Consider the following 25441-nt stretch of genomic DNA (forward strand, 5'->3'; position numbering starts at 1 on the left):
GCCGGGCGCTCCCTGACTCACGCCAGGGGGCGCCTTCAGTCTCCGTCCTTCTTGAGGACGACGAAGCGGTAGTTCTCCAGCTCGTTCTGTCCCGCCGTGTAGAGCACGCTCAGGAGCATGTCGTACGGCACCTTGCGGTCCGCGATGACGGACAGCTCCTGGCTGAAGGGCGCCTGCGGATTGCGCTCCGCGATGTACTTGAGCTTCTCCACTTCCTTCTTCAGGCGCGCGTCGAGCGGGAGCACCAGCCGGCCCTGGAGGGCCTCGACCGGGAGCTGACCGTTCACCAGCCGCAGCACCTCGCGCTCGCCCACGAGGATGCTCTTGGGGGTGATCGTGACGGCCACCGTGTCCCGGGGCGTCGCGCGCGTGGTGGACACGGGGGGACGCACGTCCTCGGACGCCGTCACCGCCGCGGAGGACGAGGCGAAGGACTTGAGCAGGAACACCAGGAGGATGGTCATCATGTCCATCATCGCGGTGATGTTCAGCTCCTTGATCTCCCCCGCCGCCTCGCGCTCCTTGCGCTTCTTGCGCGCCAGGGCCCGGCGGTAGCGCAGCCGCGCGAGGGCCTCCTCGTCGACGACCTCCGGCACGTGCGGCAGCGTCTCGGCCATGGCTCAGGTCCCCGCCAGCGTGACGTCGGGGAACAGCAGGCGGCGCTGGGCGCCCTGCTCCTCGCGGATGGCGTCCATCGTCTGGATGAGCGCGTCGTAGGGGATGTCCGCGTCCGCGCCGACGATGACCTTGGTCTCCTTGGGGAACTCCGACTTGATCTTCACCATCCACGCGTTGAGCGCGGCGTAGTCGAAGTCACCGTCGGCGCGGGTGGGCACCGTGGGCGCCCCGGCCTCGCCGAGGATGGCGTTCTCGCTGCTGACGAAGTGACCCTTGCGCGAGATGAGCACCGACAAGGTCAGCTTCGGCTCGTCGCTCGCCGACTCCTGCGTCATGCCCGCCGACGGAGGGCCGTACGCCGGCGCGCTCACGTTCAGGATGCCGAACGAGGCCAGGCCGGTGATCGACAGCAGCATGAAGATGATGAGGTTCATGAGGATGTCGAGGTACGGGACGACGTTCAGCTCGCCCGACTCCTCTTCCTCGCGGACCTTCAGCTTGCGGCGGGAGTAGTAGAACGCCATGGACGCGCGCTCCGCCCGCGCTACGACGCGCGAGCCTCGAGCTCCGTGGCCGCCGGGTCCACGCCGCCGCGCCGCGACAGCAGGTTCTCCAGCTTCAGCGCGTGCAGCTCCAGGCTCTCCACCATGCCCTTGGCGTACGACGTCAGGAACAGGTGGAACACGATGCACAGCACCGCGATGGAGAGCGCGAAGGCCGTGTTGTTCATCGCCTTGGAGATGCCCTCCGACAGGAGCACCTGCTTCTGCTCCGCCGGCACATTGCCCAGCGCCTGGAAGGTCCCGATGAGGCCGAAGATGGTGCCCACCAGGCCCACCAGCGTGGCGATGTTCGCCAGGGACCACAGCCAGGGGATGCGCTTCGTCACGTGCGGGCTGTACTCGACGATGGCCTCCTCCACGCCCTTGGCCACCTCGATCTCACCCCGGTTGGCGTTCACCAGCCCCGCGCGGATGACCTTCGCCAGCGGCGCGTTGGGCGCCATGGCGCAGACCTTCACCGCCCGGTCCAGGTTGCCGCTGCGCACCAGCTTGGAGATCTGCTCCATGAAGGGCGCGGGGTTCAGGTTGTAGCGGAACACCAGCGTGACGATGCGCTCGGTGGCCACCGCCAGCGCGCACGCCAGCCAGAACAGGTTCACGAACATGAACGGACCGCCATCCTTGAAGAACTTGATGACGGAGTCCGTGACACCCAGCTTGCCGGCGTCCGCGGCCGCGAGGCTCGCGTTGACCAGCCACTCGCTGACCACCGAGGAAATCATTGGCCGGGTTGTAGGGCGGGCCCGCCGAAGCTGTCAAGCCACGGACGGGCCAGCCCCCTGTAAACACTTGGGTTTTCAGGCAGCCGAGCTGGTCCCCGGGTCCGTGGGGACGCCCGGCTGCTCCGCGACCTCCCGCCGGTAGTCGCACTCCTTGTTGGGGCAGGAGATGTACGCCCCGTCCCGCTTGGAGAACTTCTGCAGCAGGTACGGCGAGGCGCACTGGGGGCAGGACTCGGCGAGCGGCCGGTCCCAGGCGGCGAAGCGGCAGTCCGGGTACCGGTTGCAGCCGAAGAAGATCTTCCCCCGGCCGCTGCGGCGCTCCGTCAGGTAGCCCTGCTTGCACTCCGGGCAGTTGACGCCGATGGAGATGGGCTTGGACGTCTTGCAGTCCGGATAGCCCGAGCACGCCATGAAGCGCCCGAAGCGGCCGCGCTTGATGACCATGGGCTTGCCGCACTTCTCGCACAGCTCGTCCGTCGTCTCCTCCTCGACGATGACGATCTTCCCCTCGGCGTCCCGCTTGAAGTCCTTGGTGTTCTTGCAGTCCGGGTAGTTCGAGCAGGCGAGGAAGTGCCCCATCTTCCCGAACTTGATGACGAAGTGGTTGCCGCACTTCTCACAGGCGATGTCGGTCTTGATCTCCTCGCGCTTGACGTCGCGCATCTCCGCCTTCGCCTTCTCGAGCGTGTCCTTGAAGGGCCCGTAGAAGTCGCGCAGCACCGCCACCCACTTGGCGCCTCCCTCGGAGATCTGATCGAGCTTCTCCTCCATCGTCGCCGTGAAGGTGACGTCCAGCTCGTGGGGGAAGTGCTTGACGAGCATCTCGTTCGTCATCTGCCCCAGGTCCGTGGGCCGGAAGCGGCTCTCCAGCTTCTCCACGTACTTCTTGTCCTGGATGGTGGAGAGGATGGCCGCGTACGTGGACGGCCGGCCGATGCCCTTCTCCTCCAGCTCCTTCACCAGCGTGGCCTCGCTGAAGCGCGGGGGCGGCTGGGTGAAGTGCTGCTCGTGCACGAGCTTCTGCAGCCCCAGCTTGTCGCCGTCGTTGAGCACCGGCAGGTCGCCCACCGCGTCGGCGCCGTCCGCGCTCTCGTCACCGGCGGCCTTGGCCTTCTCCTTCTCCGCCTCCTCCTCCGGCGTCAGGCCCGCGCCGTACACCGCGAGGTAGCCGGGGAACTTCAGCGTGCTGCCGGAGGCGCGGAACGTGGCCCGGCCCGCGGCGATGTCCGCGCTCGTCTGGTCGTAGACGGCGGGCTTCATCTGGCACGCCACGAAGCGGTTCCAGATGAGCTCGTAGAGCCGGAACATGTCCTGCTCGTCCATCGCGTCGAAGAACGGGCGCACCCGCTCTGGCGGGTACTCCAGCGACGTGGGGCGGATGGCCTCGTGGGCGTCCTGCGCGCTCTTGCGCGACTTGTAGACCACCGGCTCCTCGGGCAGGTACTCCGCGCCGTACTTCGTGCCGATCATCTCCCGCACCTGCTTCACGGCGTCGTCCGACAGACGCGTGGAGTCCGTGCGCATGTACGTGATGAGCGCCGTCTGGCCCTCCTCGCCGAGGGGCACGCCCTCGTAGAGCTTCTGGGCCAGCGTCATCGTCTTCTTCGCGGTGAAGGACAGCCGGTTGGCCGCCTCCTGCTGGAGCTTGGACGTGATGAAGGGCGCGGGCGCGTTGCGGCGGCGCTCGCGGCGGTCCACCTTGGCCACGTTGAAGGCGGCGCCCTGCAGCTCGGCGACGAGCGCCTCCGTGTTGACGCGGTCCTTCAGCTCCACCTTCTTGCCGTCCACCTTGGACAGCTTGGCCTTGAACGGCGGCGGGCCGGACGGGCCCTCCAGGAGCGCGTCCAGCGTCCAGTACTCCTCGGGGACGAAGGCCTTGATCTCCGCCTCGCGCTCCACGATGAGCCGCACCGCGACCGACTGCACGCGGCCGGCGGACAGGCCCCGGCGGATCTTCTGCCAGAGCAGCGGGGAGATCTGATAGCCCACCAGACGGTCCAGGATGCGGCGCGTCTGCTGCGAGTCGTAGTTGTCCTGGTTCAGCTCGCGCGGCTGGGCGATGGCTTCCTGGATGGCCTTCTTGGTGATTTCGTTGAAGGTCACCCGCATCGCGTCCGGGTGCGCCAGCTCTTCCTTGATGTGCCACGCAATGGCCTCGCCCTCGCGGTCGGGGTCCGTGGCCAGGAAGACCTTGTCGGCGGACTTCGCCATCTTCTTCAGCTCGTTGAGCACCTTCTCCTTGCCCTTGATGACCTCGTACTCGGGCTGGAAGTCGTGCTCGACGTCGACGCCGATCTTGCTCTTGGGCAGGTCCTTCACGTGCCCCACGGAGGCCTTCACCGTGTAGCCGGAGCCCAGGTACTTCTTGATGGTCTTCGCCTTCGCGGGCGACTCCACGACGACCAGGTAGTGCGGCCCCTTGCCGCGCGGCGTGGCCTCCTCCTCCGCATCCGCCTCCACGGAGGGCAGCGCGTCGTCGTCACCCTTCTTCGTCGCGCGCCGACGGGCGGCCGTCTTCTTCGCCGCGGCCTTCTTGGCCGCAGGCTTCTTCTTGGCGGCGGTGCGACCGGCCGCCTTGCCGGCTGCCTTGCGGGGCGCCTTCTCCTCGGTCGCCTCGGTCTCTTCCGCCTTCTTCTTCGTCCGCGTGGCCATGACTCTCCTACCTAGAGCTTCTCGTACAACCTGCCCGGGTGCTGGAGGACCAGCCCCGTCATCTCCAGCTCCACCAGCGCGCTCACCAGCGCGGCCGGCGTGAGGGTGCTCCCGGCCAGCACCTCGTCGAACGTCCGGGGAATCCGGTCCAACACCGCATAGGCCCCGCGTGCTTCCGCGGAGAGCCGGGCCCAGCAATCCTCCCTGCCCGGCGCCACCATCCACCCAGGGTCAACACCCACCGCCCGCCAGACGTCCTTCACGTCCAGGCACGCGCTCGCGTGGCCCTCTCGCAACAGCGCGTTGCAGCCCGCCGCCCCCTCCTGCCGCACGTCCCCGGGCATCGCGAGGACGGGCCGTCCCTGCGCCCGCCCCGCCCGGGCCGTGTACAGACTCCCCGACTCCGCCCCCGCCCTCACCACCAGGACCGCATCCGATGCGCCGGAGATGAGGCGGTTGCGCCGGGGGAACGTCGTGGTGCTCGCCCGGACCCCAGGCGGCAGCTCGCTGAAGAACACCCCACCCCGCTCCAGGAAGTGGGGCAGCAGGCGGGCCTGCGCCGGGTCCAACGCGTCCAGCGCCGACCCCAGGAACGCCCAGGTCTCCCCTCCCGCATCCAGCGCGCCCCAGTGACACGCCCGGTCCACGCCCGCCGCCGCTCCGGAGACCACCCCCACCCCGCCCTCGGCCACCTGACGGGCCAGCGAGCGGGCGAACGGCAGGAAGCCCTGGTCCGGACGCCGGCTGCCCACCATCGCCACCCGCCGGCGCGGGGGGCCCGGCTGGCCCCGGAAGAACAGCAGCGGCGGCGCGTCCTCCACGTCCCGCAGCCGCTCCGGGTAGGCCCGCTCGTCGGCGAACGCCACCCGCGTGCCACTCGTCCGACACAGGTCCAGGAGTCGCTCCGCCACGGCCGGCAGCCCCGCCACCGCCGCCAGCCTCTGGCGGACCTGTGGGGAAACCGGCGCGTCGGACACCCAGTCCCGTACAGGAGTCGAGGCCAGGGGCGCCAGGCGACCGTCGGCGAACGCGCGCAGGGCGACCAGCGTCCTCGGCCCCAGGCCGGGAACGGCCCAGAGCGCCAGGCACGCCTGCTGCTCCGCCGTGAGGCTGTCCGTCTCAGCGTCCGCCATACCGACCCCCACTCGAGACCCACCTATATAGAAGATGGGTCCCCTGGGAGGGGCGCGACACATAAACACCGGGCCGCCACCGGTCAAGCACTCAACCCCTCCGGCGTGGAGGGGGATGCACTTTTCCTGCCGGACTCAGCGGCTGGCGCTGGTCGCCGGCGCGGCGCCGCTCGGACGCATGAGCGCGCGATCTCCCGTGGAGACCTCTTCCAGGGAGTTCATCATGAGGCAGTTGTTCGTGCGCTCCTTCACCTCGGTCACCATGCACGTGCCGATGCGCTCCCAGGGCAGCGCCTTGTCCGCCTCCGACTGGGCCGGCACGACCTTCTTGCCCAGCACCGCGCGCGCCGGATCCCCCTGGCGCAGGATGACGAAGGTGTTGCCCAGCTGCACGCCGTCCGCGCTGCCCTTGTCCAGGACGATGGTGTTGTGCTCGCCCAGGAGCGTCAGGTACGGCACCAGCGAGGTGATGACCGTGGCGTTGAGGTCCTTGGAGTTCGTGTTCGGACGCGGGGCCACGCGCTCGGTGAGCTTCTCGCCGTAGGGGCCCACCAGGAAGCCGCGCTCGATGCCGTCCCAGGTGTCGACGATCTGCGCCGTCACCAGGCCCTTGTCCACGCGCACCACGCGCAGCGTGCCCGCGAAGTCCGTCAGGTAGCCCAGCTTGGCGCCCGTGCGCGGGTGGTGCACCGCCTGCGTGGTGTGGAACACGACGTAGCGGTCGCCCACCTTCGCGTCCGCCTTGCGCTTGAAGCGCACGTAGACGTTGTCCGGGAAGGACAGCATGTGCGCGCCGTTGGGCGAGCCCTCGATGCGGCCCGCCTCGTCCAGCTCACGCGGCGTCACGAAGCCCTGCGTCGTCACGGGGCGCGACGAGGACACGTCGTAGCCGATCTTCCCCGTCACGGTGACGGTGTTGTCGGCGAGCTCCGTGGGCGCGACCACGTCCCCGGGGTCCTGCTCGGTCTCCACGCGCTGGGGGACCTCCTCGCCGGAGCCGAAGAAGCGCACCTGGTTGCCCGGGTAGATCCAATGCGGGTTGGCGATCTCCGGGTTGTAGGACCAGACCTTCGGCCAGTACCAGGGGCTGTCCAGGTAGCGCTGGGACAGGTCCCACAGCGTGTCGCCCTCCTGCACCGTGTGGACGGTGCCCGGCGCGCTCTCGCGGCCCCTGGGCGCGCCCGGGGGCAGCTGCACGGTGGTGCCGCCGGAAGGAGGCTCGGGGGCCTCGTCCATGACGTCGGCGCCTTCAGTCTCTCCGCCAGCCTCCGTGTCGTCCTGCTCGCCACCCTCCTGCTGCGCGAGCGCGCTCCAGGCGGGGGCGACGGCGAGGCTCAACATCAGCGAGGTGAGGATCCGGGAGCGCATCGCACGACTTCCTTTCGATGAAGACTTCACTGCGAGAGCGCGGCGAGCCGCTGCTCCGCCTGCGTGGCGGCGGCCGTCCCCGGGAACTGGGTGACGACGCGCGTGTAGAGAGCCCGGGCATCCGCGGCCTGGTTGAGCCGCACCCGACACTCGGCGAGCCGGAGCATGCCGTCCAACACGGCGTCCCCGGCGGGATAGGTGGCGATCAGCCGCTCGAACGTGCTGGCGGCGTCCTTGAAGTCGTTGAGCCCCATCTGCCCCAGCCCGCTGAAGTACAGCGCGTTGTCCGCGCGCGGGTGGCGGGGGTTCTCCTCGGAGAAGCGGCGCAGGCGCTGCACGCCCCCCTCCACGTTGCCGGTGCGCAGCATGGACACGTACTTCTCGTAGTCCGCGTCGAGCACGTCCGGGTCCGGCTGGTCCGCGGGGTCCTCGCCCCGCGTGCTCACCAGGGTGGCGCCGCCCGAGGAGGAGATGGCGGCCACGGGCGCGGAGTCCTCGCCCACCGGGCTGATGAACATCTCCATCTGCTCGGAGTCCGGCTCCACCACCGCCACCTGCGTGTTCAGCCTGGGCGCGGGCTCGAAGCGCGGCTTGAGCTTCACCACGGACAGCTCTGGCGTGGACATCAGCGCCCCACCCGACTCCACCGCCGTGACGGGCACCGTCGCGGAGGAAGCGGGCCGGGCCGCGCTGGGCGCCGTGCGCGCGCGGTCCACCGCGGCATGGGCCTCCAGGCGCTCCAACCGCTCCACCAGCCGGGACTGCGACTCACGCAGCGCGCGCACCTCGGCCGTCAGCGCCCCGACGTCCGCCTGGGAGGCGGCGTTGTTGGCACAGGCGCACAGCGCGCACAGCGGCGCGGCGACGAGCAGGCGGAAGATGACGGAGCGCGCGAGCACGGGCCTCGATGGACGCAAGGGAATTCCCCCGCGAGGATAGGAAGGCACGTCCAAGAGCGTCAAGAAAACGGCCGGAAGCCGCCCCTAGAACCGGTTCACCACCAGGTTCAGGTGCCGTCCGGTGCGCCCCGCGTCACGGCGGTGGGAGAAGAACCGCGAGGGCTCGCACGCGGTACAGGCCTGTAGCACGTCCACGTGCTCCGGCCGCAGCCCCGCGCCCACCAGTGACATCCGCACCGCCCGGCTCAGGTCCAGCCGGACGCGGCCGGAGCGTTCCACCTCCACGACGTCCGCGCCGAAGCGCTGCGTGAAGCGCTGCCCCAGCTCCTGCGACACCTCGTAGCAGCAGCGCTGGATGGAAGGCCCCACCGCCGCGAGCAACCGCTCCGGCCGGGCCCCCCGCGCCACCAGCGCCTCCACGGCGCGCGCGCTGATGACCAGGTCCGTCCCCTTCCACCCCGAGTGGATCGCCGCCACGCGCCGCCCGTCCGGGTCCACCAACACCACCGGCACGCAGTCCGCCGTCCCCACCGCCACCCAGGTGCCAGGGACTTCCGTCCACAGCGCGTCCGCCTCGCCCTCCACCGGCCGCAGTGCTTCGTCCACCTGCTCGACGCGCGCCTCCAGCACCACGTCGCCATGCACTTGTGACACGCGGGACAGCGCGCCCAGCGGAGCACCCGCCGCGCCCGCGAGCCGGCGCAGGTTCTCCTCCACCTTCTCGCGCGCGTCTCCCGTGGAGAAGCCCAGGTTCAGCGAGGAGAACGGGCCTTCGGACACCCCCCCCGCGCGCGTCGCGAAGCCGTGAGGGACGGGGAGCAGTCGGGACGTCAGCAACTCAATCGACATGGGGAAGCCACTTCTAACCTCCCCTCCCCGCGCGACGCACGCGGACGTCGGCTCGCGCCAGCCGGATGCGCCAACGGAATGATAAATTTCCCATGGAAGTACGTTTGACAGTCCGCGTCAGCCCATTGACAATTCCGCGGACTCTTCGTGAAACGAGTGTCGTCTTTTCGAACGAAGTGACGCGAACGCGCCATGCCCCTGGGTCCCGACACCGTAGGCCGGAAGCTCCTCTGGAGCATCGCTCTGCCGGGACTGGTGGTGGCGCTGCTGGGGGTCGGTCACTTCTGGCGCGAGGCCCGGGTGGCGGTGCAGGACGCCACGCAGGTGGAGTCGCTCGCGCTCGCGGAGTTCGTCGCCTCCACCTTCCTGCTTCCGCAGCCTCCTGGCGCCGCGGCGCACGGGGCGGTGACGGAGGTGCTGCACTCGGACACGCGGCTGTTCCGCTCGGTCGAGGACGTGCGCGTGCTGACGGCGGACGGCATCATCCGCTGGTCTCGCAACCCGTCCGAGGTGGGCACCCGGCACCGCGAGGCCGAGCGGCTCACCCGCCCCGGGCCGGAGACGGCGCGCTCGGCGGACGGCGTCACCGAGGTGGTGCGTCCCCTGGGCGGACCGGAGTGCGGCGGCTGTCACACGCGCGGTGAGGTCCCTGGCGAGAGTGTGCTGCAGATGCGGATGTTGGAGCCCGCGCTGCACCAGCAGCTCACGCACGTGTTCGGCGGCGCGCTGGCGTCCATGGCGCTGTTCGCCATCCTGCTCGCGCTGGTCATCGCGCTCTCGCTGCACTTCAACCTCACGCGGCCGCTGCGTCGGCTGAGCGCGGCGATGGGGCGCGCGGAGGCCGGAGACCTGCTGGTGCGCGCGGACGTGCGCGGCACGGATGAAATCGCCCGGCTGGGCGCCGCCTTCAACCAGATGCTCGCGCGGCTCACCGCCATGAAGGCGGAGGAGATCGACACCCACCGAGATCTGGAGCTGGTGAAGGAGAAGCTCGCGCTCAAGGACGAGCTCGAGGACCGCCTGCGGGAGCTGTCGCTGCTGTTCGACATCACCCGCTCGCTCAATGACACGCTGGAGCTGGACGAGCTGCTCGACGGCGTCACCCGGCTGGTGGTGGAGCGGCTGCAGATCCCCGAGTTCTCCATCATGCTCCTCAACCCGGAGGGCGCGCTGGAGGTGCGGCAGGCGTGGCCGGAGCACCGTGGCTCCGAGGGCCTCACCTTCGCCCTGGGCGAGGGCGCGTGTGGACGCGCGGCGCAGACGCACAAGGCGGTGTACCTGCCGGACGTAGCGGACCCGACGAGCATCTTCGCGCGCCGCGGACTGTCGGCGGACGCGCTGAACACGGGCGCGCTGCTGGCGGTGCCCATGGTGCACGCGGGCACGCTCCTGGGCGTGGTGAACTTCCAGCGGCCGCACATCGCCAGCTTCTCCGCAGGCGAAATCGAGCTGCTCACCGCCGTGGCGGACATCGCCGCGGCCGCGGTGAAGAACGCGCGGCTGCACGCGGAGACGGTGAAGCTCACCATGACGGACCCGCTGACGGGGGTCCCCAACCGGCGCCACCTGTTCCAGCGCATGGAGCTGGAGCTGGCGCGGGCGCAGCGCTTCGGCACGCCGCTGGCGCTGCTCATGGTGGACGTGGACCACTTCAAGCGCCTCAATGACCTCGCGGGCCACCGCGTGGGCGACGAGACGCTCCGCCGCGTCTGCGACATCCTGCGCACGCGCGTGCGCAAGGTGGACACGCTGGCGCGCTACGGCGGCGAGGAGTTCGTCCTGCTGCTGCCACAGACGACCAAGCAGGACGCCATGGACGTGGCGGAGAAGCTGCGGCGCGCGGTGGCGGAGCACCTGGTGCTCTCGCAGCCGGGGCTGCCCGGAGGACACGTCACCGTCTCCGTCGGCGTGTCCCACTTCCCCAGCGACGCCTCCACGCAGGAGGGCCTGGTCGACAGCGCGGACGCGGCCCTCTATTGCAGCAAGCGCACGGGCCGCAACCGCAGCACGGCGTTCGAGGTGGGGATGGAGATCCACCCCGGCCGTGAGCGCGGCCCCCACGCGCCTCCCGCGGAGGCCGCCGCGTCGACGCCTCCCGGTGGCGTGGCCAAGGCCTGAAACCGGGGTACCCCACCGCTTCAGCGCGACACGAGCGTGCGCACCGTGGGCAGCATCAGGTCCGCCCACTCCTCGTAGCCCTCATCCGAGGGATGGAACCCGTCCTGCGAGAAGAAGTGCGCCGAGCGCGGGAACATCTCCCGGCTGGCCGAGTGCAGGTCCACCAGGTGCAGCCCTTCCGCGCGCGCCACCTCGGCGATGGCGGCATTGAAGGGCTCGATGCGGCCCTCGTAGAGGGTGCTCGGCACCATCCGCGCAATCGGCGCCAGCGCCATGTCCGCGATGTTCACCAGCACGAGCGGCGCGCCGGTCTGCTTGAGCCTGCGAGCGATCCGCTCCAGGTCCTCGCGGAAGTCCTCCAGCGCGGTGCCGCGCCAGATGTCGTTGGTGCCCACGCCCAGGGTCACCAGCGTCGGCTGCGCGGCCACCGCCGCCTTGACCTGGCCGGTGAAGACATCCCGGATGCGCGCGCCGCTGACGCCCAGGTTCGTCAAGCCGAGTGACAGGCCATCGCCGCGCAACCGCGAGGCGAGGCGCTCTGGATAGCCCCCTCCCCGCGTCGCGCCCACGCCCATCGCCGTGCTGTCTCCGAGCGCGACGTAGTTGACGCTCATGTGCGCCATCCCTCCGCTACGGCACGCGCAGCGCGCGCAGCAGGCGGCCACCACCCGGCCCCGTCACGCGCAGCAGCAGCGTGCTGCCCGCGGGCGCGGCGCGAATCGCCTTGGCCAGGTCATCCGCCCGGGCCACCGGCTTGCGATTGACCTCCACCACCACCATGCCCGCCTCGAGCTGCGCGCGGTCCGCGGGAGAGCCCGGCACCACGTCGGTGATGAGCGCGCCCTGGCGGTCCGTGAAGCCCGCCTGCTGCGCCGTGCGCGCATCCAGGTTCTGCAGGCTGACGCCCACGCGGCGGGAGCTCTCCTGCGACTCGTCCCCCTCCAGCTTGCGCGCGGCCACGCCCTCCAGGTCCGGCCGCGTGCCGAGCGTCACCTTCACGTCCTGCTTCTTGCCCTCGCGGAACACCGTCAGCGTGGACGTGCTGCCCGGCCGCTTGAGCGCCACCGTGCGCGTGAGCTGGCCGCTGGACGTCACCTGCTGCCCGTCGATGGCGGTGACGACGTCGTCGGACTTCAGCCCCGCCTTCGCCGCGGGAGAGCCCGGGTTCACCTGCGTGAGGATGGCGCCCTCGGTGACGGGCAGCTTGAGCGCGCCCGCCAGGTCGCGCGTCAAATCCTGGATGCCGACGCCCAGCCACGCGCGCGTGACGGAGCCGTCCTTCTCCAGCTGCGGCACCAGCGCCTTCACCAGGTTGCTGGGCACCGCGAAGCCGATGCCGGTGCCACCGCCGACGATGGCCGTGTTGATGCCGACGACCTCGCCCTTCATGTTGAACAGCGGACCACCGGAGTTGCCCGGGTTGATGGCGGCATCCGTCTGGAGGAACTCGTCGTACTGGCTCGCGCCGATGTCGCGGGCGCGCGCCGAGACGATGCCCAGGCTGACGCTGGAGGCCAGGCCGAACGGGTTGCCGATGGCGACCACCCAGTCCCCCACGCGCAGCGCGTCCGAGTCGCCCAGCTTCACCGTGGGCAGCCCCTCCACCTTGTCCTTGAGCTTCACCAGCGCGACGTCCGTCAGCGGATCCCTGCCCACCACGGTGCCGGCGAACGAGCGCCCGTCATCCAGGCGCACGGTGATGGAGACGGCGCCCTCCACCACGTGGTTGTTCGTGAGGACGATGCCCGTCGGCTCGATGATGAACCCCGAGCCCGCGCCCTGGCGCAGCGGCTCCCGCCCGCCCCTCCCGCCGCCGAAGAAGCGGTCGAAGAGCGGGTTGTCATCCATGCCACCGCCCATGCCCCGGGGACCGCCGCCCCCGCGCGCCTGCACGTCCACGTTGACGACGGCGGACTTCACCGACTCCACCAGCGGGGCCAGCGACGGCAGCGCCTGCGCCTCCCGCGTCGCGGGCTGGAGGTTGCCCGGCGCGGTCTGCGCCGGAGCCTGGGCCCAGGAGACCGACGGGACGGCGAGCAGGAGCGCGCCGACCAGGGCCCTGCGGAACATGACGGGAGAACGGTTCATATGCACCCCAAGCTAAAGCCGAAATGCGGTCCCGCAAGCGAAACGGCCTGTGGGCGGTCATCCAGCGGAACGTGGTGTCAGCCGGGCTGGTAGAGGCGGTAGTCCAGCTCCGGGAAGACGTTGTCGCGCGCCTCCAGCCCGGTGAGCCAGGGCTCGTCCAGGGTACCCGCGCGCAGTTCGTCGTGCAGGCGGAGGAAGTGGCGCACGTGCTCCTGGGTGCGGCGCTTGGCGTAGTCCACCATGGTGCCCGTCTTCATGATGAAGGCCCAGTCGGAGCTCTGGGCGAGCAGCAGCTCGCGCGCGGCCTGGTTGAGCGCGCGGCGCTGCGAATCGGTGGCCTCCCGGAAGTCCCGGGCCAGCTCCACCATCTTCCGAGCGCAGTGGTTCAGGTGGCGGTAGACCCAGTCGTTGCTGTCGTCCAGCCACATGTGCGCGTAGCCGCCCGCGCCCCACGAGGACATCGGCGGCGTGGCCACCTGGTTCTCGGGGTGGTCTCGCAGGTCGTCCGCCGGCGTCACCAGGTCGAAGGTGGACCGGGCGCGCGCGGCCTGACGGATGAAGGACTCGAGGAACCACGGCCCCTCGAACCACCAGTGGCCGAAGAGCTCCGCGTCGTACGGGGCCACCACCACGGGCTTGCGGCCCCCGAGCCGCGAGGCGAGGTACTCGAGCTGCCGCTGCCGGTTGAAGAGGAAGTTGCCGGCGTGGACCTCGGCGCGTGCGCGGGCGCGCGCGGGGTCATAGGGCTGCTTGTCGTTCGTCTTGCCGGTGATGCGGTAGTACTTGAAGCCCGTGTTCTTCCGGTCCCCCGTGGGTTGGATGTACGGGCGGATGTAGTCCAGCTCCAGGTCCCAGCCGATGTCCCGGTAGAACTCGCGGTATTCGGGGTCGCCGGGGTAGCCGTACTCGGAGCTCCAGACCTGCTGACTGCTCTCGGGGTCTCTCGCGTACGCGGCGACGCCGGTCTCGGTGAAGATGGGCGCGTAGGGCCCGTGGAGCGGACGCGGCGTGGCGTCCGTGAGGCCGTGCGTGTCGACGAAGAAGTACCGGATGCGCTCGGCGGCGAGCACGCGCTCCAGGCCCGGGAAGTAGCCGCACTCGGCCAGCCAGATGCCCGCGGGGTCCTTCCCGAAGTTCTGCCGGTAGTGGTTTGCGGCGACCGACACCTGCGCGCGCACGGCCTCGGGCACCTGCTGCATCAGTGGCAGGAAGCCGTGGGTCGCGTTGCACGTGAGGATGTCCAGGTGGCCCGCGTCCTGGAGTCGGCGGAACGCGGAGACGAGGTCTCCTCGGTAGCGGTCATGGAAGGCGCGGCGCAGCGACTCGAAGTGGTCGCGATGGAAGCGCGCCAGGGGACCGAAGGTGGCGTCGGTCCTCGTGCGATGGACCTCGCGCTCGCCCAGCTCACACAGCTGCTCGAGCTTCCTCTCGTAGCGCTTCATCAACAGCTCGTCGCGCAGCATGGTGACGAGCGTGGGCGACAGCGTCATCGCCAGGCGGAACGGGACTCCATCCTCCGCCAGGGAGTCGAACGCGAGCAGCAGCGGGAGGTAGGTCTCGGAGATGGCCTCGTAGAGCCAGTCCTCCTCGAGGAAGTCCTCGTGCTCGGGATGACGGACGAACGGCAGGTGCGCGTGGAGGACGAGAGAAAGGGAGCCCAGGCTCATGGTCGGTCGGGAGGTCCGTGGAGGTTCACGAGCGGCCGCCGCCCGAGGGCGGCTTCCGATGCGAGGGCTCGTTCGAGACAGCGGGTGGAGGACTCCTGACCTCCAGGACGCGCTCGGGGGCGGCGCGGTCCCTGGCGTCCGACGACCCGGGAGGCGCGTCGAAGAAGCCCGACACGGGGATGACCGACGCGGGCTCGTCGTGTCGCGGCGGCGCGGGCTCGCGAGTCTCTCGTGGGCGTGCCTCGAAGTAGCCGGACTCCGGCGAGGTGGGCGTCCCTGCGCCGGGGAGCTCTCGGGTACCTCGTGGCGCCTCGCTGTTCGCCGGTGTGGCCGCACCAGACACCCCAGGGCCCTGGTGAAGGTCCGGGCCCTCGCGCGAGGACGTGTCCCCATAGCGCAGGTCCGAGGCCTCGAAGGCTCGCGGGCTGGGCTCGACGTGGCGGGACGCCGCCACATCGCCATGACGCGGCCCCGCAACGACCACGGGCGACGCGAGGGGCATGAAGTCCGAGCTGGTCAGCGCGCGTGGAGGTGACACGAGGTACTGCCAGCCCGCGGCGTCGCTGTAGGCCCAATCCGATGCACCCGAGGCTCTCGGAGGTGACTCCAGATAGCGCCAGCCAGACGCCCCCGGAACCTGCGCGGAGGCATCGAAGTACCGCATGTCCGATGCGCCCGGAGCACGCGGGGGCGATTCGAAGTATCTCCGGTCGGACGGCGACGGTGGCGCGGTGCCACCCGCGACGTCGACGTAGCGCATGTCCGATGCGCCAGGAGCTCGACCGACCTCCAGATACGCATACGTGGGGCGAGGACCTTCGACGGGTGGACGGGCGCCTTCGAGCCTACCCACCGAGGGCGATTGATATCGCTGGTCCGAAGCCCCCGGAGCCCGCGGCGGCCCCACTTCGAGATACACGAGCGTGCGCGGCGCGGGAGGCGCGAGGGGCGGCTGCTCCGCGTAGCGCATGTCCGAGGCCCCGGCCATCCGAGCCTGGGCTTCGAGGTAGCGCTGCGAGGCGACGTAACGCTGATCCGAGGCTCCCGGCGCGCGTCCGATGCCGGCGAGGTGCGGGCCCGAGGATTCACCTGGAAGCACACCCTCGACGTCGAAGCGCTCGCGGTGGACGACGGAGATGTCCTTCATCCCCGCGCTTCCTGGCAGCTCCACGCGATGCCACGTGACGTACTCGCGCTCCTCCACCGGAGGCACCTGGCGCCTGGGAACGGGAGGCGCCTCGGGCTCCACGGGGACCGGGCGACGCATGAACCGCACGGAGGTGTCGGTCGACACGCCCGCCGGAGGAAGTGCAACCCGGTTGCTGGAACCACCGATTCTACGCGAACGACCATCGCGCCCGAGGAAGTGCGCCTCGATGCGGTACAGACGTCCGGAGGGCAGCCCGTGGATGTAGTAACCGCGCGTCTCGAGCACGCAGTCGAGCTCGCGCACGAGCGCGTCTCCGTCGAAGACCCGCAGCACGGCGCGAGGGGAGTCGAGGTCACGCATCGCGCGCGTCCGCGTCGCGGCGCTGAAGTCCCAGAGCGCGAAGAGCGTGTTCGGGTCTCTCGCGAGCAGCAACACCGTGTCGTCCTGGTACTCGGAGGGCAGCGCATCCCGCGCGGCGGTATGTCCCTCGCCTCGCTCCGCGGACACGGGCGGGTGCTCGACCTTCTCCTGGAGGTGATGACGTCGGGCCTCGCTCTCGCCGGCGACACGGGCGACGAAGAAGCCTTCGATGACCGGCTCCGCGCGATGCTGCTCGACGGGAGCAGGTGCGGGCGGCGTCGCCTGGGATGACTCGGGGGCGTCCATCGGCGCCGAAGGCGTGGGTGCCGAGCCCTCGGCCTCCGCCCTCGCGGGTTCACGAGGCGCTCGAGGCTTGGGCGGAAAGTTCACCACCTGCGCGGGCCGCGCCGAGGGAGGACTGCCGGGCTTCTCGGAGGCGCGCTTCGCGGCCACGCGCTTGGGTGCGGACACCCTCCCCTGCTCCGAGGGCTCCTCCGCCCGGGAACGACCTGGCTTCGGCTTCGACTCGGCGGGCGCCTTCGCCACCGTCACCGGGGACGCCCGAGTCGCCCGCTTCGAGGCCAGCGCGTCCTTCGTGGCGCCACCGCGAGACGCCGGGGCCTCGGCCTTGGCGGACACGGCCGGGGCCTTCGACGCGGCGGTCTTCACCGGGGGCGCCGCCTTCGCGGGGGGCCGGGCCCTGGCGGTCTTGGACGCCGGCGCTGGAGCCTTGGCCGCGGCGGTCTTCACCGGCGGAGCGGGTCGGGTCGCGATTTTCGCCGGGACCGGAGTTTTTTCAGCCGGGGCCTTCTTCGCGGCGGCCTTCTTCCCGGGAATCCTGATGCCCGCCAGCCGGGCGAGCTTCGCCAGCGCGGGCACGAAGGCGGCCAGGGCGGCGATCAACTCTTCCTTCTTGAGCTTGCTGTATCCGCTCCCCAGGTGCTTCCGAGCCAGCTCTCGCAGGGAGCCGACGGTGACGCTCTTGAGGTCGTCCATAGGCACCGTTCGCCTTTAGGTCGCTGGCACTGGAGGGTCAACGTGCCAGCATTGCTTGTGTTCGTCGCCCGACCCCCTCAGCTTCTCATCAACCGATGACACCCACGAGGCGGCTGGGTATTCTGCCCCCGCTTTGAGCGACCTGCCCAGACTGCTCCTGTGCAGCTTCGACGTCATCCCCGGCCCATCCGGCTCGTCACGCCGTTTGACCGAGTACCTCAAGGCGTTGCCCGACCGCTTCTCTGTGGTGGTGCTATCGGCGAAGACGCCTGACCACTCCCATATCGAGAAGTACCAGGGCGCTCGGCTGCTGCGCGTGCCGGTAGGCTCGGGGGACCTCGCCTCGCGAATCCAGGCCTTCGAGCGGGCCGTCCGGCGCCAGCTCGAGAGCGAGGACTATGCGCTCGCCCACTTCACGGACCCCTTCGGGGGCTACGCGTTGTGCGAGCTCAAGGGGGACTACGGCTACCGCCTCATCTACGAGGCGCAGACCTTCCCGTCCCAGGAGCTGCGCTACACGCACCCGCAGACGGAGGGCGACCGGCGCTTCCTGTCGAAGGTCCGCAGGCAGGAGCTGTTCTGCCTGATGAACGCGGACCGCATCATCACCGGCTCCGAGACGACGCGCTCGTACATCCAGTCCCTCGGCGCGAGCGAGGACCTGATCCGTGTCGTGCGCGCCCCCGTGGACCTGGGGCCCTTCTCGCCCGACGTGCTGGGCGCTCCGGATGGGGAGCCGCTGCGGCTGATGTACCTGGGCAGTCACGTGGGCTGGCAGGGGCTGCCCACGCTGCTGCGCGCGGTGGCGCTGGCGGCGAAGCAGGTGGAGGTGCGGCTGACGCTCGTGGGCGCGCAGCACCCGGACTGGCAGCCGCACCTGGACGAGCTGGTGAAGGAGCTCGGCCTGAAGGACCAGGTGGAGTTCCAGCCGCCGGTGCACCACGACGACGTGGCGAAGGTGCTGGCGCTGGCGGACGTGGGGGTGCTGGCGCTCGACGATGTGGAGCGCAACCGGCTGCAGGGCGGACCGCTGGCGAAGGTGTCCGAGTACTGCGCCGCGGGCCGGCCCATCATCGCCGCCGACCTGCCGGTGTGCCGCGAGCTCATCCCGGCGGACGCGGCGGTGTTCTTCCCCGTCGGCGACAGCCAGGCGATGGCGGCCCGCATCGTCGAGCTGGCGCGCGACGTTCCTCGGCGAATCGAGCTGGGGCAGCGGGCGCGGGAGCACGCCGAGTCGGCGCTCGACGCGGGGGTCATCCGCGGGCAGCTGCTGGATATCTACGACTCGCTGTTGGACAAGCGCTCGGTCCCCGTGTCGGGCCGGAGCGAGGATGACCTGCCCGCGGCGACGATGGTGACGGGCACGCCGACCAGCCGGCTCGCGTCGCTGCTGCCGCCCGACAGCGGGCGCATCAAGATTCCGCAGCCGGCGAAGCGAGACCCCGTCGAGGAGAAGCCCGCCGAGCCCCCGTCCGAGGTGGCCGCCGAGGAGCCCCCCGTGGTGATGGGGATGGTGCTCGAGGACGGGTTCGATACGCGGCTCATCAAGACGGAGCCGGACGCGCGACCCATCGAGCCTCCCGTCGTCATGGGGCTGCCGCTGCGTGAGCGCGCCGCGCAGACGTCGACTCCGGGCGCAGCATCGTCGACCTCTGCCCCGACGACTTCCGAGCCCACGCCGGTGACGGCGCAGGGCATCCCTCCGGATCCGACACCGGTCACGCCCCGTCGCACGACGGAGCCCGAGGAGCCGGAGCAGGACGCGCCTGAAGCCTCACCTCGTCGCGAGGATGCACGCGAGGAGGACGCGACGGAGGAGCGGCTGTCGAAGGTCCCGCCGCATGGGACGCCCCGGCTTGGCGATGAGCCACCGGCGCCGACGCCCGTGGAGTCACAATCGGCGAGGTTCCCCGACGAGTCGCGCGAGGAACCGGGCGGGAAGGAGGCCCGTGATGAGCGCGCCGAGGAGCCTCCGTCGCCGACGCCCGTGGTTCGCGCGCCGGCTCCGCTTCCGATGGATGAGCCGCCGTCCCCCACGCCCATCATCCGCATGCCGGCCTCGTTGAGGGATGACCGGGGCGGGTTGGCGCGGGACGGGGCGCCGTATTCCAACGGCCGCCATTCGACGCGGGAGGAGCCGCCCTCGCCGACGCCGGTGGTCCGGGCGCCGGCGCCGCTGCCGTTCGACGAGCCGCCCTCGCCCACGCCCATCGTCAAGGCGCCCGCGCCGCTGCCGTTCGACGAGCCGCCCTCGCCCACGCCCATTGTTCGCAGCCCTCTCGCCTCGCGAGCGGAGGACGACGCACCGGCACCGACTCCGATCATCCCCGCGCGCTCGGTGCTCGCGAGTCGGAGCACGTCCGCACGGGTCGAGACACCGTCGCGTCGGATGGCGCCGCTCACTCCGCAGACGAAGGGCTCACCCGACGGAGACCGCGGATCGACGCGAGTCGACTCAGAGCGTCCGTCGGTTCGTGGTGCGCCCGTACCGGATCCGGAGCGTCCCGCGGGGCGCGCGGGCGCGACAACTGACTCCGAGCCCCCCTCGGTTCGCGGCACGCCACTCCCCGACGCGGAGCGACCCTCCGTCCGAGGCACCCCCGTCCCCGAACCGGAACGGCCCTCCGGGCGCACTCCGACGGTCCCCGAGCCCGAACGGGCCTCCGTGCGCGTCCCGAATCCCGACTCGGAGCGGCCCTCGGTCCGAAGCGCCCTGCCGGAGCTGACCGCTCGCGGTCACACCACGGACCCGGAACGAAACACCCCGCGCCCCTCCGGCATCGTCGAACCGGAACGTCCTCGCACGGGTGAGACGGATCGGCTCCCGCCGCTCGTCCGTCCCAGCCCGCCGCCCGACCTCTCGCGCAGCGGATCACGCGGCAGCGCGCTCGACCCGGATCGCCCTCCGCCCATCCTCACCCCGGGAGCCGGCACCCCTTCCGTCGGAAAGTCCTCCCTGCTGGGCGACCTGCCGCCGCCCGACACCGACCGAGGACCTCCCGTCCTCAGCCCCTCCAGCGACGCCGACCGGCCCCCCTCCCTCCCCCCTCGCGCCACCAGCGCCCCGCCGCCCGTTCCCCGGCAGCGGCCGCCGCGCCTCTTGTCCATCGACGGGCCCCCTCGACTGGAGCCCGTCGACACCTCCGCGTCCCGCCCCGGCCTGCCCGCCATCAGGTCCCCCGAAGCCGAGGACGAACCGGAGGAGATCTCCGAGGACGAGGCCCACGCCATCGAGGATGGCGAGGAGGCGGGCCCCACTCCGCCCCACTCGCGCCCACGTCTGGACGATGAACCGGACGAAATCAGCAGCGACGAGGTCGAGGACGCCGAGGTCTCCGCCAGCAGCGCCGCCCAGCTCGTCGACGACGAGGACGATCTCCAGGAAGCCGACGCGGACCCCATCCCCGACGAGGACGAGGGCCCCCCGCCCGAGCCGCTCTCCTCGACGTTGAACCCCTGGTTCGCCCAGCTCGCCCACGGCTACTGTCCACCGGAAGGCACTCAGTTCGCGCGCCACACGCCCCCCACCACCTTCCCGGGGCGGGACGACGACGCGGATCCATCCCGAACGCCCTCCGCCCCCCGTGCACCAGGCGTCGTTCGCGGCAAGAGCTCGTGAAGCAGCCAACCGAGCACCCTCCGGAAAGTTTCCAAGCGTCGCTCCCGCCCAGTAGGATGTCGCGGTTTTCACTGCACTTTTTACGGGTGAAAGGGCTTCATGGAGCGCCGCGTCCTCATCGTTGAAAGCCAGAACGACTTCGCCCTCAGCATGGCGACCGTGCTCAAGAGCGCGGGTTACCAGACCGCCATGGCGGCGACCGCGACGGATGCGCAGCGCGAGCTGGAGAAGCGCCGACCGGATCTCGTCGTCCTTCGGGCCGAGCTTCCGGATCAATCCGGTTTCACGCTGTGCGGGCAGATCAAGAAGGGCAAGTGGGGCCAGAACCTCAAGGTCCTGCTCCTCTCCTCCGACACGGGCGTCGAGGGCCTCACGCAGCACCGGCAGACGCCGGGCGCCGCGGACGGCTACCTCGTCATCCCCTTCGAGATGGGGGAGCTGGCCACGATGAGCACGGGCATCATGCCGCCGGGCCAGGACGAGTCGGACGCCTCGCTCGACGCCGCGCTCGCCGGTAACGCGCCGCGCGAGGCGCCGCCCCCCATGCCAGGCATCCGCACCAACGCCGGCGGCCCGCCCAAGCTCCCCAAGCGCGAGCGCCGCAGCGCGATGACCGAGGAGGACCGCGCCTTCCTGGACCGCGCCTTCCAGTCCATCGCCGACCGCAAGGCGGAGCTGCTCGCCGAGTCGCGTCAGCTCAAGCGCCCACCCCCGCGCCGCGAGCTGATGGGCACGCCGGAGGGGAAGATCCAGATCCTCCGCGACGAGCTCAAGACGCGCGAGGCCCAGCTGGCCCGCCTCTCCGAGATCTGGAGCGTGCGCGAGCGCGAGCTGCTCTCCGGCGAGGACCGCCTCCACGAGAAGGACGTGGAGCTGCAGGGCCTCAAGATGCAGGTGGACGATCTGCTGCGGCGCTTCAACGAGGCCCAGCAGGCGATGCTCCAGAAGGAGCGCGAGCACGGCGCCACCGTCGACGACCTGCTGCTGCAGAAGTTCTCCTCGGAGAAGGACCTCATCGAGGTCGTCGCCTCCAAGGAGAAGGACATCAACCTGCTGCGCAAGGAGGTCCACAACCGCGACGACGACCTCGCGCGGCGGGGCGCCGAGCTGGAGCACCTGCGCGGCGAATACGAGAAGCTCGACAAGCACCTCAACGTCGTCACGTTGGAGTTCGAGGTCAAGGAGCAGAAGCTCCAGGACAGCGTGCGCGCGCACGAGGCCGAAGAGGCCCGGCTGGGCAAGCGCGGTGACGACTTCGAGGCGGAGCTGGGCCGCACCATCAGCGAGCGCGACCAGCGCTACGCCGAGCTGGACGGCGAGATTCAGGCCCTCCAGGAGCGGCTGCAGCAGACCGAGCAGGAGCGCGACTCCACCGTGCGCGGCCTGGAGACGCGCGCCGCCTCCGCCGAGGAGCACGGCGCCCGCGCCGACGCGGAGATCACCCGGCTGAACGCGGAGCGCGACGCGCTCGAGGCGCGGCTCAGCCAGCAGGTGGCGGATCTCGAGACGGACCTCGCGCGCACCACCGGCGAGCGGGATCAGCTCCGGCTGGACAAGGACGCCCAGGAGGCGGAGCTCAGCCAGCGCATCGAGGACCGCGACGCCAAGATCTCGGCGTTGGACCGCGAGCTGTCGGAGACCATCGCCCGCAACGAGCGCACCGAGGCGGACCTCAACTCCAGCATCCAGCAGCAGCTGGAGCGCATCGGCGAGCTGGAGGGCGAGGTCGAGGCCGTCAAGGCCCACCTGGCCGACCGCGAGGCCGAGCTCACCGGTGAGCTGCAGGCGCTCACCGAGGCGAAGAACGCGCTGGAGGAGGACCTCACCGGCCGCCTGGAGGCGCTGCGCGTCGCCAAGGACGCGCTGGAGGAGGACCTCACCCGCCAGCTCGAAGAGGTCCGCGCCGCCAAGGCGGAGCAGGAGGCCGACCTCACAGGTCAAATCCAGGCCCTCACCTCGCAGCTCGAGGCGGCCCAGAACCAGGGCGAGCAGCTCCAGGCCCGCGTCGCGTCCCTCGAGGACACCGTCGCCCAGCGCGAGTCCACCATCGAGGGACTCCAGGGTGATGTCGCCACGCGCGACCAGCGCATCTCCGAGCTGACCGGAGACCTGGAGGCCACCAGCCAGACGCTGGCGCAGACGCAGGGCACGCTCGCGCAGACCGAGCAGCAGCTCGCGGACACGCAGGGCACCCTCGCCTCCACCGAGCAGTCGCTGTCCGAGACGCGCGGCGAGCTGGAGGCCACCAGCCAGTCGCTGTCCGAGACGCAGACGCGCCTGGCCCAGACGGAGGAGGCGCTGTCCTCCACGCGCGGGGAGCTGGACGCCACCAGCCAGACGCTCGCGCAGACGCAGGACACCCTCTCCCGCACCGAGCAGCAGCTGGCGGACACGCAGAACACGCTCGCCACCACGGAGCAGTCGCTCTCCGAGACGCGCGGCGAGCTGGACGCCACCAGCCAGACGCTGGCGCAGACCCAAGGGACGCTCGCTCAGACCGAGCAGCAGCTCACGCAGACCGAACAGCAGCTCGCGCAGACCCAGGGGACGCTCGCCAACACGGAGCAGTCGCTCTCCGAGACGCGCGGGGAGCTGGATGCGACGAGCCAGACGCTGGCGCAGACCCAGGACACGCTGGCGCGCACCGAGCAGCAGCTGGCGCAGACACAAGGCACGCTCTCCCAGACCGAGGGCAGCCTGGCCGAGACGCGCGGCGAGCTGGAGGCCACCAGCCAGACGCTCACCCAGACGCAGAACACGCTGGAAGAGACGCGCGACGAGCTGGGCACCACCACCGCGCAGCGGGATCAGCTCAAGCTGGAGCTGGACGAGACGCGCGCCGTGCTCCAGGAGACGCAGGCCTCGCTGTCCCGGACCACGGGCGAGAGGAACCAGCGCATCGCCGAGCTCCAGGCCCTGGGCGAGGCCAAGGACGCGCTGGAGCAGCTGCTCACCGGCCAGATTGGCCAGCTGCGCGGCGAACTGTCTGAGACGCTGGGCAACTACGAGGCCGAGCGCGCCGCGCACGAGAAGCTCGCCGCCGAGACGAGCGCCACCATCGAGGCGCTCACCGGCGAGCGAGACGGGCTGCGCTCGGAGCTGGAGGCCACCAGCCAGACGCTGGAACAGGTGCAGGGCCAGCTCGCCGCCACCCGCGACGCCCTGTCGCGCGAGCAGCAGGCGCACACCACCAGCCGTCAGCAGGCGGCCAGCACCCAGTCCGCGCTGGAGGGCGAGCTCAACGAGGCGCGCAACCAGGCGGAGGAGCTGGGCGAGCAGCTCACCATCACCAAGCACGAGCTGGGCGCCCGCGTCGCGGACGTCACCCAGCTCACCGCGCAGCTCGCCCAGGTGGAGGACACCCGCGCGAACCTCAAGGAGCGCCTGGACACCCTCACCGAGGAGTCCCAGCGCCGCGAGGAGCTGCTCCAGAACGACCTGGCCACCAAGGGCAAGGAGCTCTCGGACACGCTGCGCAAGCTCACCCAGGTGACGCAGGAGAAGATGCGTCAGGCCGAGGTGCTCAACCGCGAGGTCGCCACCCGCACCGAGCAGGTCAAGGCCCTGGAGACCAAGCTCCAGACGCAGGCCACCGACGCCAAGCGCCACGCGGACGGGCTCGGCCAGCAGATGGCCGGCCTGAACAACCAGCTGGAGCTGGCGAAGAAGGCGCTCGGCGAGCGCGAGGAGCAGCTGCGCGCGGCGGGCACCAGCCACCAGAAGCTGACCCAGGAGCGCGACGGCCTGGCAGGACAGCTCCAGCAGGCGCAGGCGGCCCAGGCTCAAGCGGCCCAGGCCTGGCAGCAGGAGCGCGCCGAGGCGAAGCGCGCGTCCGACGAGCTGGCGGCGAAGCTGGCCAAGGCCGAGCAGCGCATCGCCCAGCTCACCCAGGAGGCCCAGGCGAAGGCGGCCGACGCGGACGCCAAGGCCAAGGACCTGCAGGCCCAGCTCGCCACCCGCACCAAGAAGGTGCAGGACCTGGAGCTGGCGGTGGAGAACGCGCAGGGCGCCAAGGCCCGCGCGGAGAAGGACCTGGCCGCCAAGGTGGCCGCCGCCGAGGGCAAGGCCAACGAGGCCGCCGCCCGCCTCGCCACCGCCCAGAAGGAGCGCAAGGACCTGGAGGCCCGCCAGCTGCGCGAAATCGAGGAGCTCAACACCAAGCAGAAGGCGGAGCTCGAGCGGCGCGAGGCCATCAAGACGCAGGAGGTCACCCGCCTGCAGCAGTCCGTCCAGGAGAAGAGCAAGGCGCTCAAGGTCGCCGAGCTGGAGCTGGCTCGCTACAAGAGCAAGGCCCCCGCCGCCACGCCCGCCCCCGTCGCCGCCAAGGCCGCCAAGGCCCCGGCGCCCGTCGAGGACGACGACCTGGCCACCCGGCCTCAGCTCAACCAGGTCATCCCCGCGGCCGCGGCCCCCGCTCCCGCCAAGGCCGCCAAGGCCGCCGCGAAGCCCGCCGCCGCGAAGAAGGCCGCTCCCGCCCCCGCCCCGCTGGGTGGCGACGAGTCGGAGCCCACGGACCGCACCATGGTCATCCAGCTGCCCACCCAGGCCGCCAAGGAGGATGACGACTGGACGGCCCTGGTGGACGAGCTGGACAAGTAGCGGGCCTGGGGCCGCCTCACGTGGGGCGGCCCCGCCGGCT

At 70.9% G+C, this 25441-nt stretch carries 15 protein-coding genes; 3 read left to right on the forward strand and 12 right to left on the reverse strand.

Annotated elements, in window-relative coordinates; translation table 11 throughout:
• Positions 1-35 precede the first annotated feature (35 nt).
• The 8 genes from K8625_RS30260 to pgeF form a co-directional block, all read right to left on the reverse strand.
• Positions 36-617 (reverse strand): biopolymer transporter ExbD, encoded by a 582-nt coding sequence (locus K8625_RS30260; RefSeq protein ID WP_223784668.1) that lies wholly within the window; start codon positions 615-617, stop codon positions 36-38.
• A 3-nt stretch (positions 618-620) separates the two neighbouring features.
• Entirely contained in the window at positions 621-1142 is a 522-nt protein-coding gene (locus K8625_RS30265; protein WP_074957437.1) for a biopolymer transporter ExbD, read from the reverse strand.
• 20 nt (positions 1143-1162) lie between these two features.
• On the reverse strand, positions 1163-1903 hold the full coding sequence (locus K8625_RS30270) for a MotA/TolQ/ExbB proton channel family protein (protein ID WP_223784669.1): 741 nt from the start codon (positions 1901-1903) through the stop codon (positions 1163-1165).
• A 75-nt stretch (positions 1904-1978) separates the two neighbouring features.
• The gene (gene topA / locus K8625_RS30275; RefSeq protein WP_223751771.1) at positions 1979-4555 is read right to left on the reverse strand and encodes a type I DNA topoisomerase; all 2577 of its coding nucleotides are present in this window, start codon (positions 4553-4555) and stop codon (positions 1979-1981) included.
• Positions 4556-4566: 11 nt separating this feature from the next.
• Positions 4567-5688, reverse strand: a complete 1122-nt coding sequence (locus K8625_RS30280; protein WP_223784670.1) for a DNA-processing protein DprA — start codon at positions 5686-5688, stop codon at positions 4567-4569.
• A gap of 135 nt (positions 5689-5823) precedes the next feature.
• Entirely contained in the window at positions 5824-7056 is a 1233-nt protein-coding gene (locus tag K8625_RS30285) for a LysM peptidoglycan-binding domain-containing protein (protein WP_194869556.1), read from the reverse strand.
• A gap of 26 nt (positions 7057-7082) precedes the next feature.
• On the reverse strand, positions 7083-7955 hold the full coding sequence (locus tag K8625_RS30290) for a tetratricopeptide repeat protein (RefSeq protein WP_223784764.1): 873 nt from the start codon (positions 7953-7955) through the stop codon (positions 7083-7085).
• An 84-nt stretch (positions 7956-8039) separates the two neighbouring features.
• Entirely contained in the window at positions 8040-8804 is a 765-nt protein-coding gene (pgeF, locus tag K8625_RS30295) for a peptidoglycan editing factor PgeF (protein ID WP_223784671.1), read from the reverse strand.
• A gap of 192 nt (positions 8805-8996) precedes the next feature.
• Here pgeF and K8625_RS30300 point away from each other — a divergent pair, with 192 nt between their 5' ends.
• On the forward strand, positions 8997-10922 hold the full coding sequence (locus K8625_RS30300; protein WP_223751775.1) for a diguanylate cyclase: 1926 nt from the start codon (positions 8997-8999) through the stop codon (positions 10920-10922).
• Between the two features lie 20 nt (positions 10923-10942).
• On the opposite strand, the gene K8625_RS30305 is transcribed toward K8625_RS30300, so the two are convergent.
• The 4 genes from K8625_RS30305 to K8625_RS30320 form a co-directional block, all read right to left on the reverse strand.
• Complete coding sequence (locus K8625_RS30305; RefSeq protein ID WP_223784672.1) at positions 10943-11536, reverse strand: SGNH/GDSL hydrolase family protein; 594 nt, start codon at positions 11534-11536, stop codon at positions 10943-10945.
• A gap of 16 nt (positions 11537-11552) precedes the next feature.
• Complete coding sequence (locus K8625_RS30310) at positions 11553-13010, reverse strand: trypsin-like peptidase domain-containing protein (RefSeq protein ID WP_223784673.1); 1458 nt, start codon at positions 13008-13010, stop codon at positions 11553-11555.
• Positions 13011-13087: 77 nt separating this feature from the next.
• Positions 13088-14677 (reverse strand): glycoside hydrolase family 57 protein, encoded by a 1590-nt coding sequence (locus K8625_RS30315; protein WP_223784674.1) that lies wholly within the window; start codon positions 14675-14677, stop codon positions 13088-13090.
• A gap of 25 nt (positions 14678-14702) precedes the next feature.
• A complete protein-coding gene (locus tag K8625_RS30320; RefSeq protein WP_223751779.1) occupies positions 14703-17183 on the reverse strand; it encodes a DUF4912 domain-containing protein in 2481 nt (826 codons plus the stop codon).
• Between the two features lie 226 nt (positions 17184-17409).
• On the opposite strand from K8625_RS30320, the gene K8625_RS30325 reads away from it, so the two are divergent.
• On the forward strand, positions 17410-20802 hold the full coding sequence (locus K8625_RS30325) for a glycosyltransferase (RefSeq protein WP_370642002.1): 3393 nt from the start codon (positions 17410-17412) through the stop codon (positions 20800-20802).
• A gap of 99 nt (positions 20803-20901) precedes the next feature.
• Positions 20902-25401 (forward strand): response regulator, encoded by a 4500-nt coding sequence (locus K8625_RS30330; protein WP_223750047.1) that lies wholly within the window; start codon positions 20902-20904, stop codon positions 25399-25401.
• Positions 25402-25441 lie beyond the last annotated feature (40 nt).

The sequence above is a fragment of the Myxococcus sp. AS-1-15 genome (assembly GCF_020037055.1).
Classification (GTDB): Bacteria; Myxococcota; Myxococcia; order Myxococcales; family Myxococcaceae; genus Myxococcus; species Myxococcus fulvus.

Bases quoted from the DNA above. Each gene is read 5' to 3' on its own strand.
- K8625_RS30260 (WP_223784668.1), bottom strand. From the start codon at position 617: ATGGCCGAGACGCTGCCGCACGTGCCGGAGGTCGTCGACGAGGAGGCC.
- K8625_RS30265 (WP_074957437.1), bottom strand. From the start codon at position 1,142: ATGGCGTTCTACTACTCCCGCCGCAAGCTGAAGGTCCGCGAGGAAGAG.
- K8625_RS30270 (WP_223784669.1), bottom strand. From the start codon at position 1,903: ATGATTTCCTCGGTGGTCAGCGAGTGGCTGGTCAACGCGAGCCTCGCG.
- topA (WP_223751771.1), bottom strand. From the start codon at position 4,555: ATGGCCACGCGGACGAAGAAGAAGGCGGAAGAGACCGAGGCGACCGAG.
- K8625_RS30280 (WP_223784670.1), bottom strand. From the start codon at position 5,688: ATGGCGGACGCTGAGACGGACAGCCTCACGGCGGAGCAGCAGGCGTGC.
- K8625_RS30285 (WP_194869556.1), bottom strand. From the start codon at position 7,056: ATGCGCTCCCGGATCCTCACCTCGCTGATGTTGAGCCTCGCCGTCGCC.
- pgeF (WP_223784671.1), bottom strand. From the start codon at position 8,804: ATGTCGATTGAGTTGCTGACGTCCCGACTGCTCCCCGTCCCTCACGGC.
- K8625_RS30300 (WP_223751775.1), top strand. From the start codon at position 8,997: ATGCCCCTGGGTCCCGACACCGTAGGCCGGAAGCTCCTCTGGAGCATC.
- K8625_RS30305 (WP_223784672.1), bottom strand. From the start codon at position 11,536: ATGAGCGTCAACTACGTCGCGCTCGGAGACAGCACGGCGATGGGCGTG.
- K8625_RS30310 (WP_223784673.1), bottom strand. From the start codon at position 13,010: ATGAACCGTTCTCCCGTCATGTTCCGCAGGGCCCTGGTCGGCGCGCTC.
- K8625_RS30315 (WP_223784674.1), bottom strand. From the start codon at position 14,677: ATGAGCCTGGGCTCCCTTTCTCTCGTCCTCCACGCGCACCTGCCGTTC.
- K8625_RS30320 (WP_223751779.1), bottom strand. From the start codon at position 17,183: ATGGACGACCTCAAGAGCGTCACCGTCGGCTCCCTGCGAGAGCTGGCT.
- K8625_RS30330 (WP_223750047.1), top strand. From the start codon at position 20,902: ATGGAGCGCCGCGTCCTCATCGTTGAAAGCCAGAACGACTTCGCCCTC.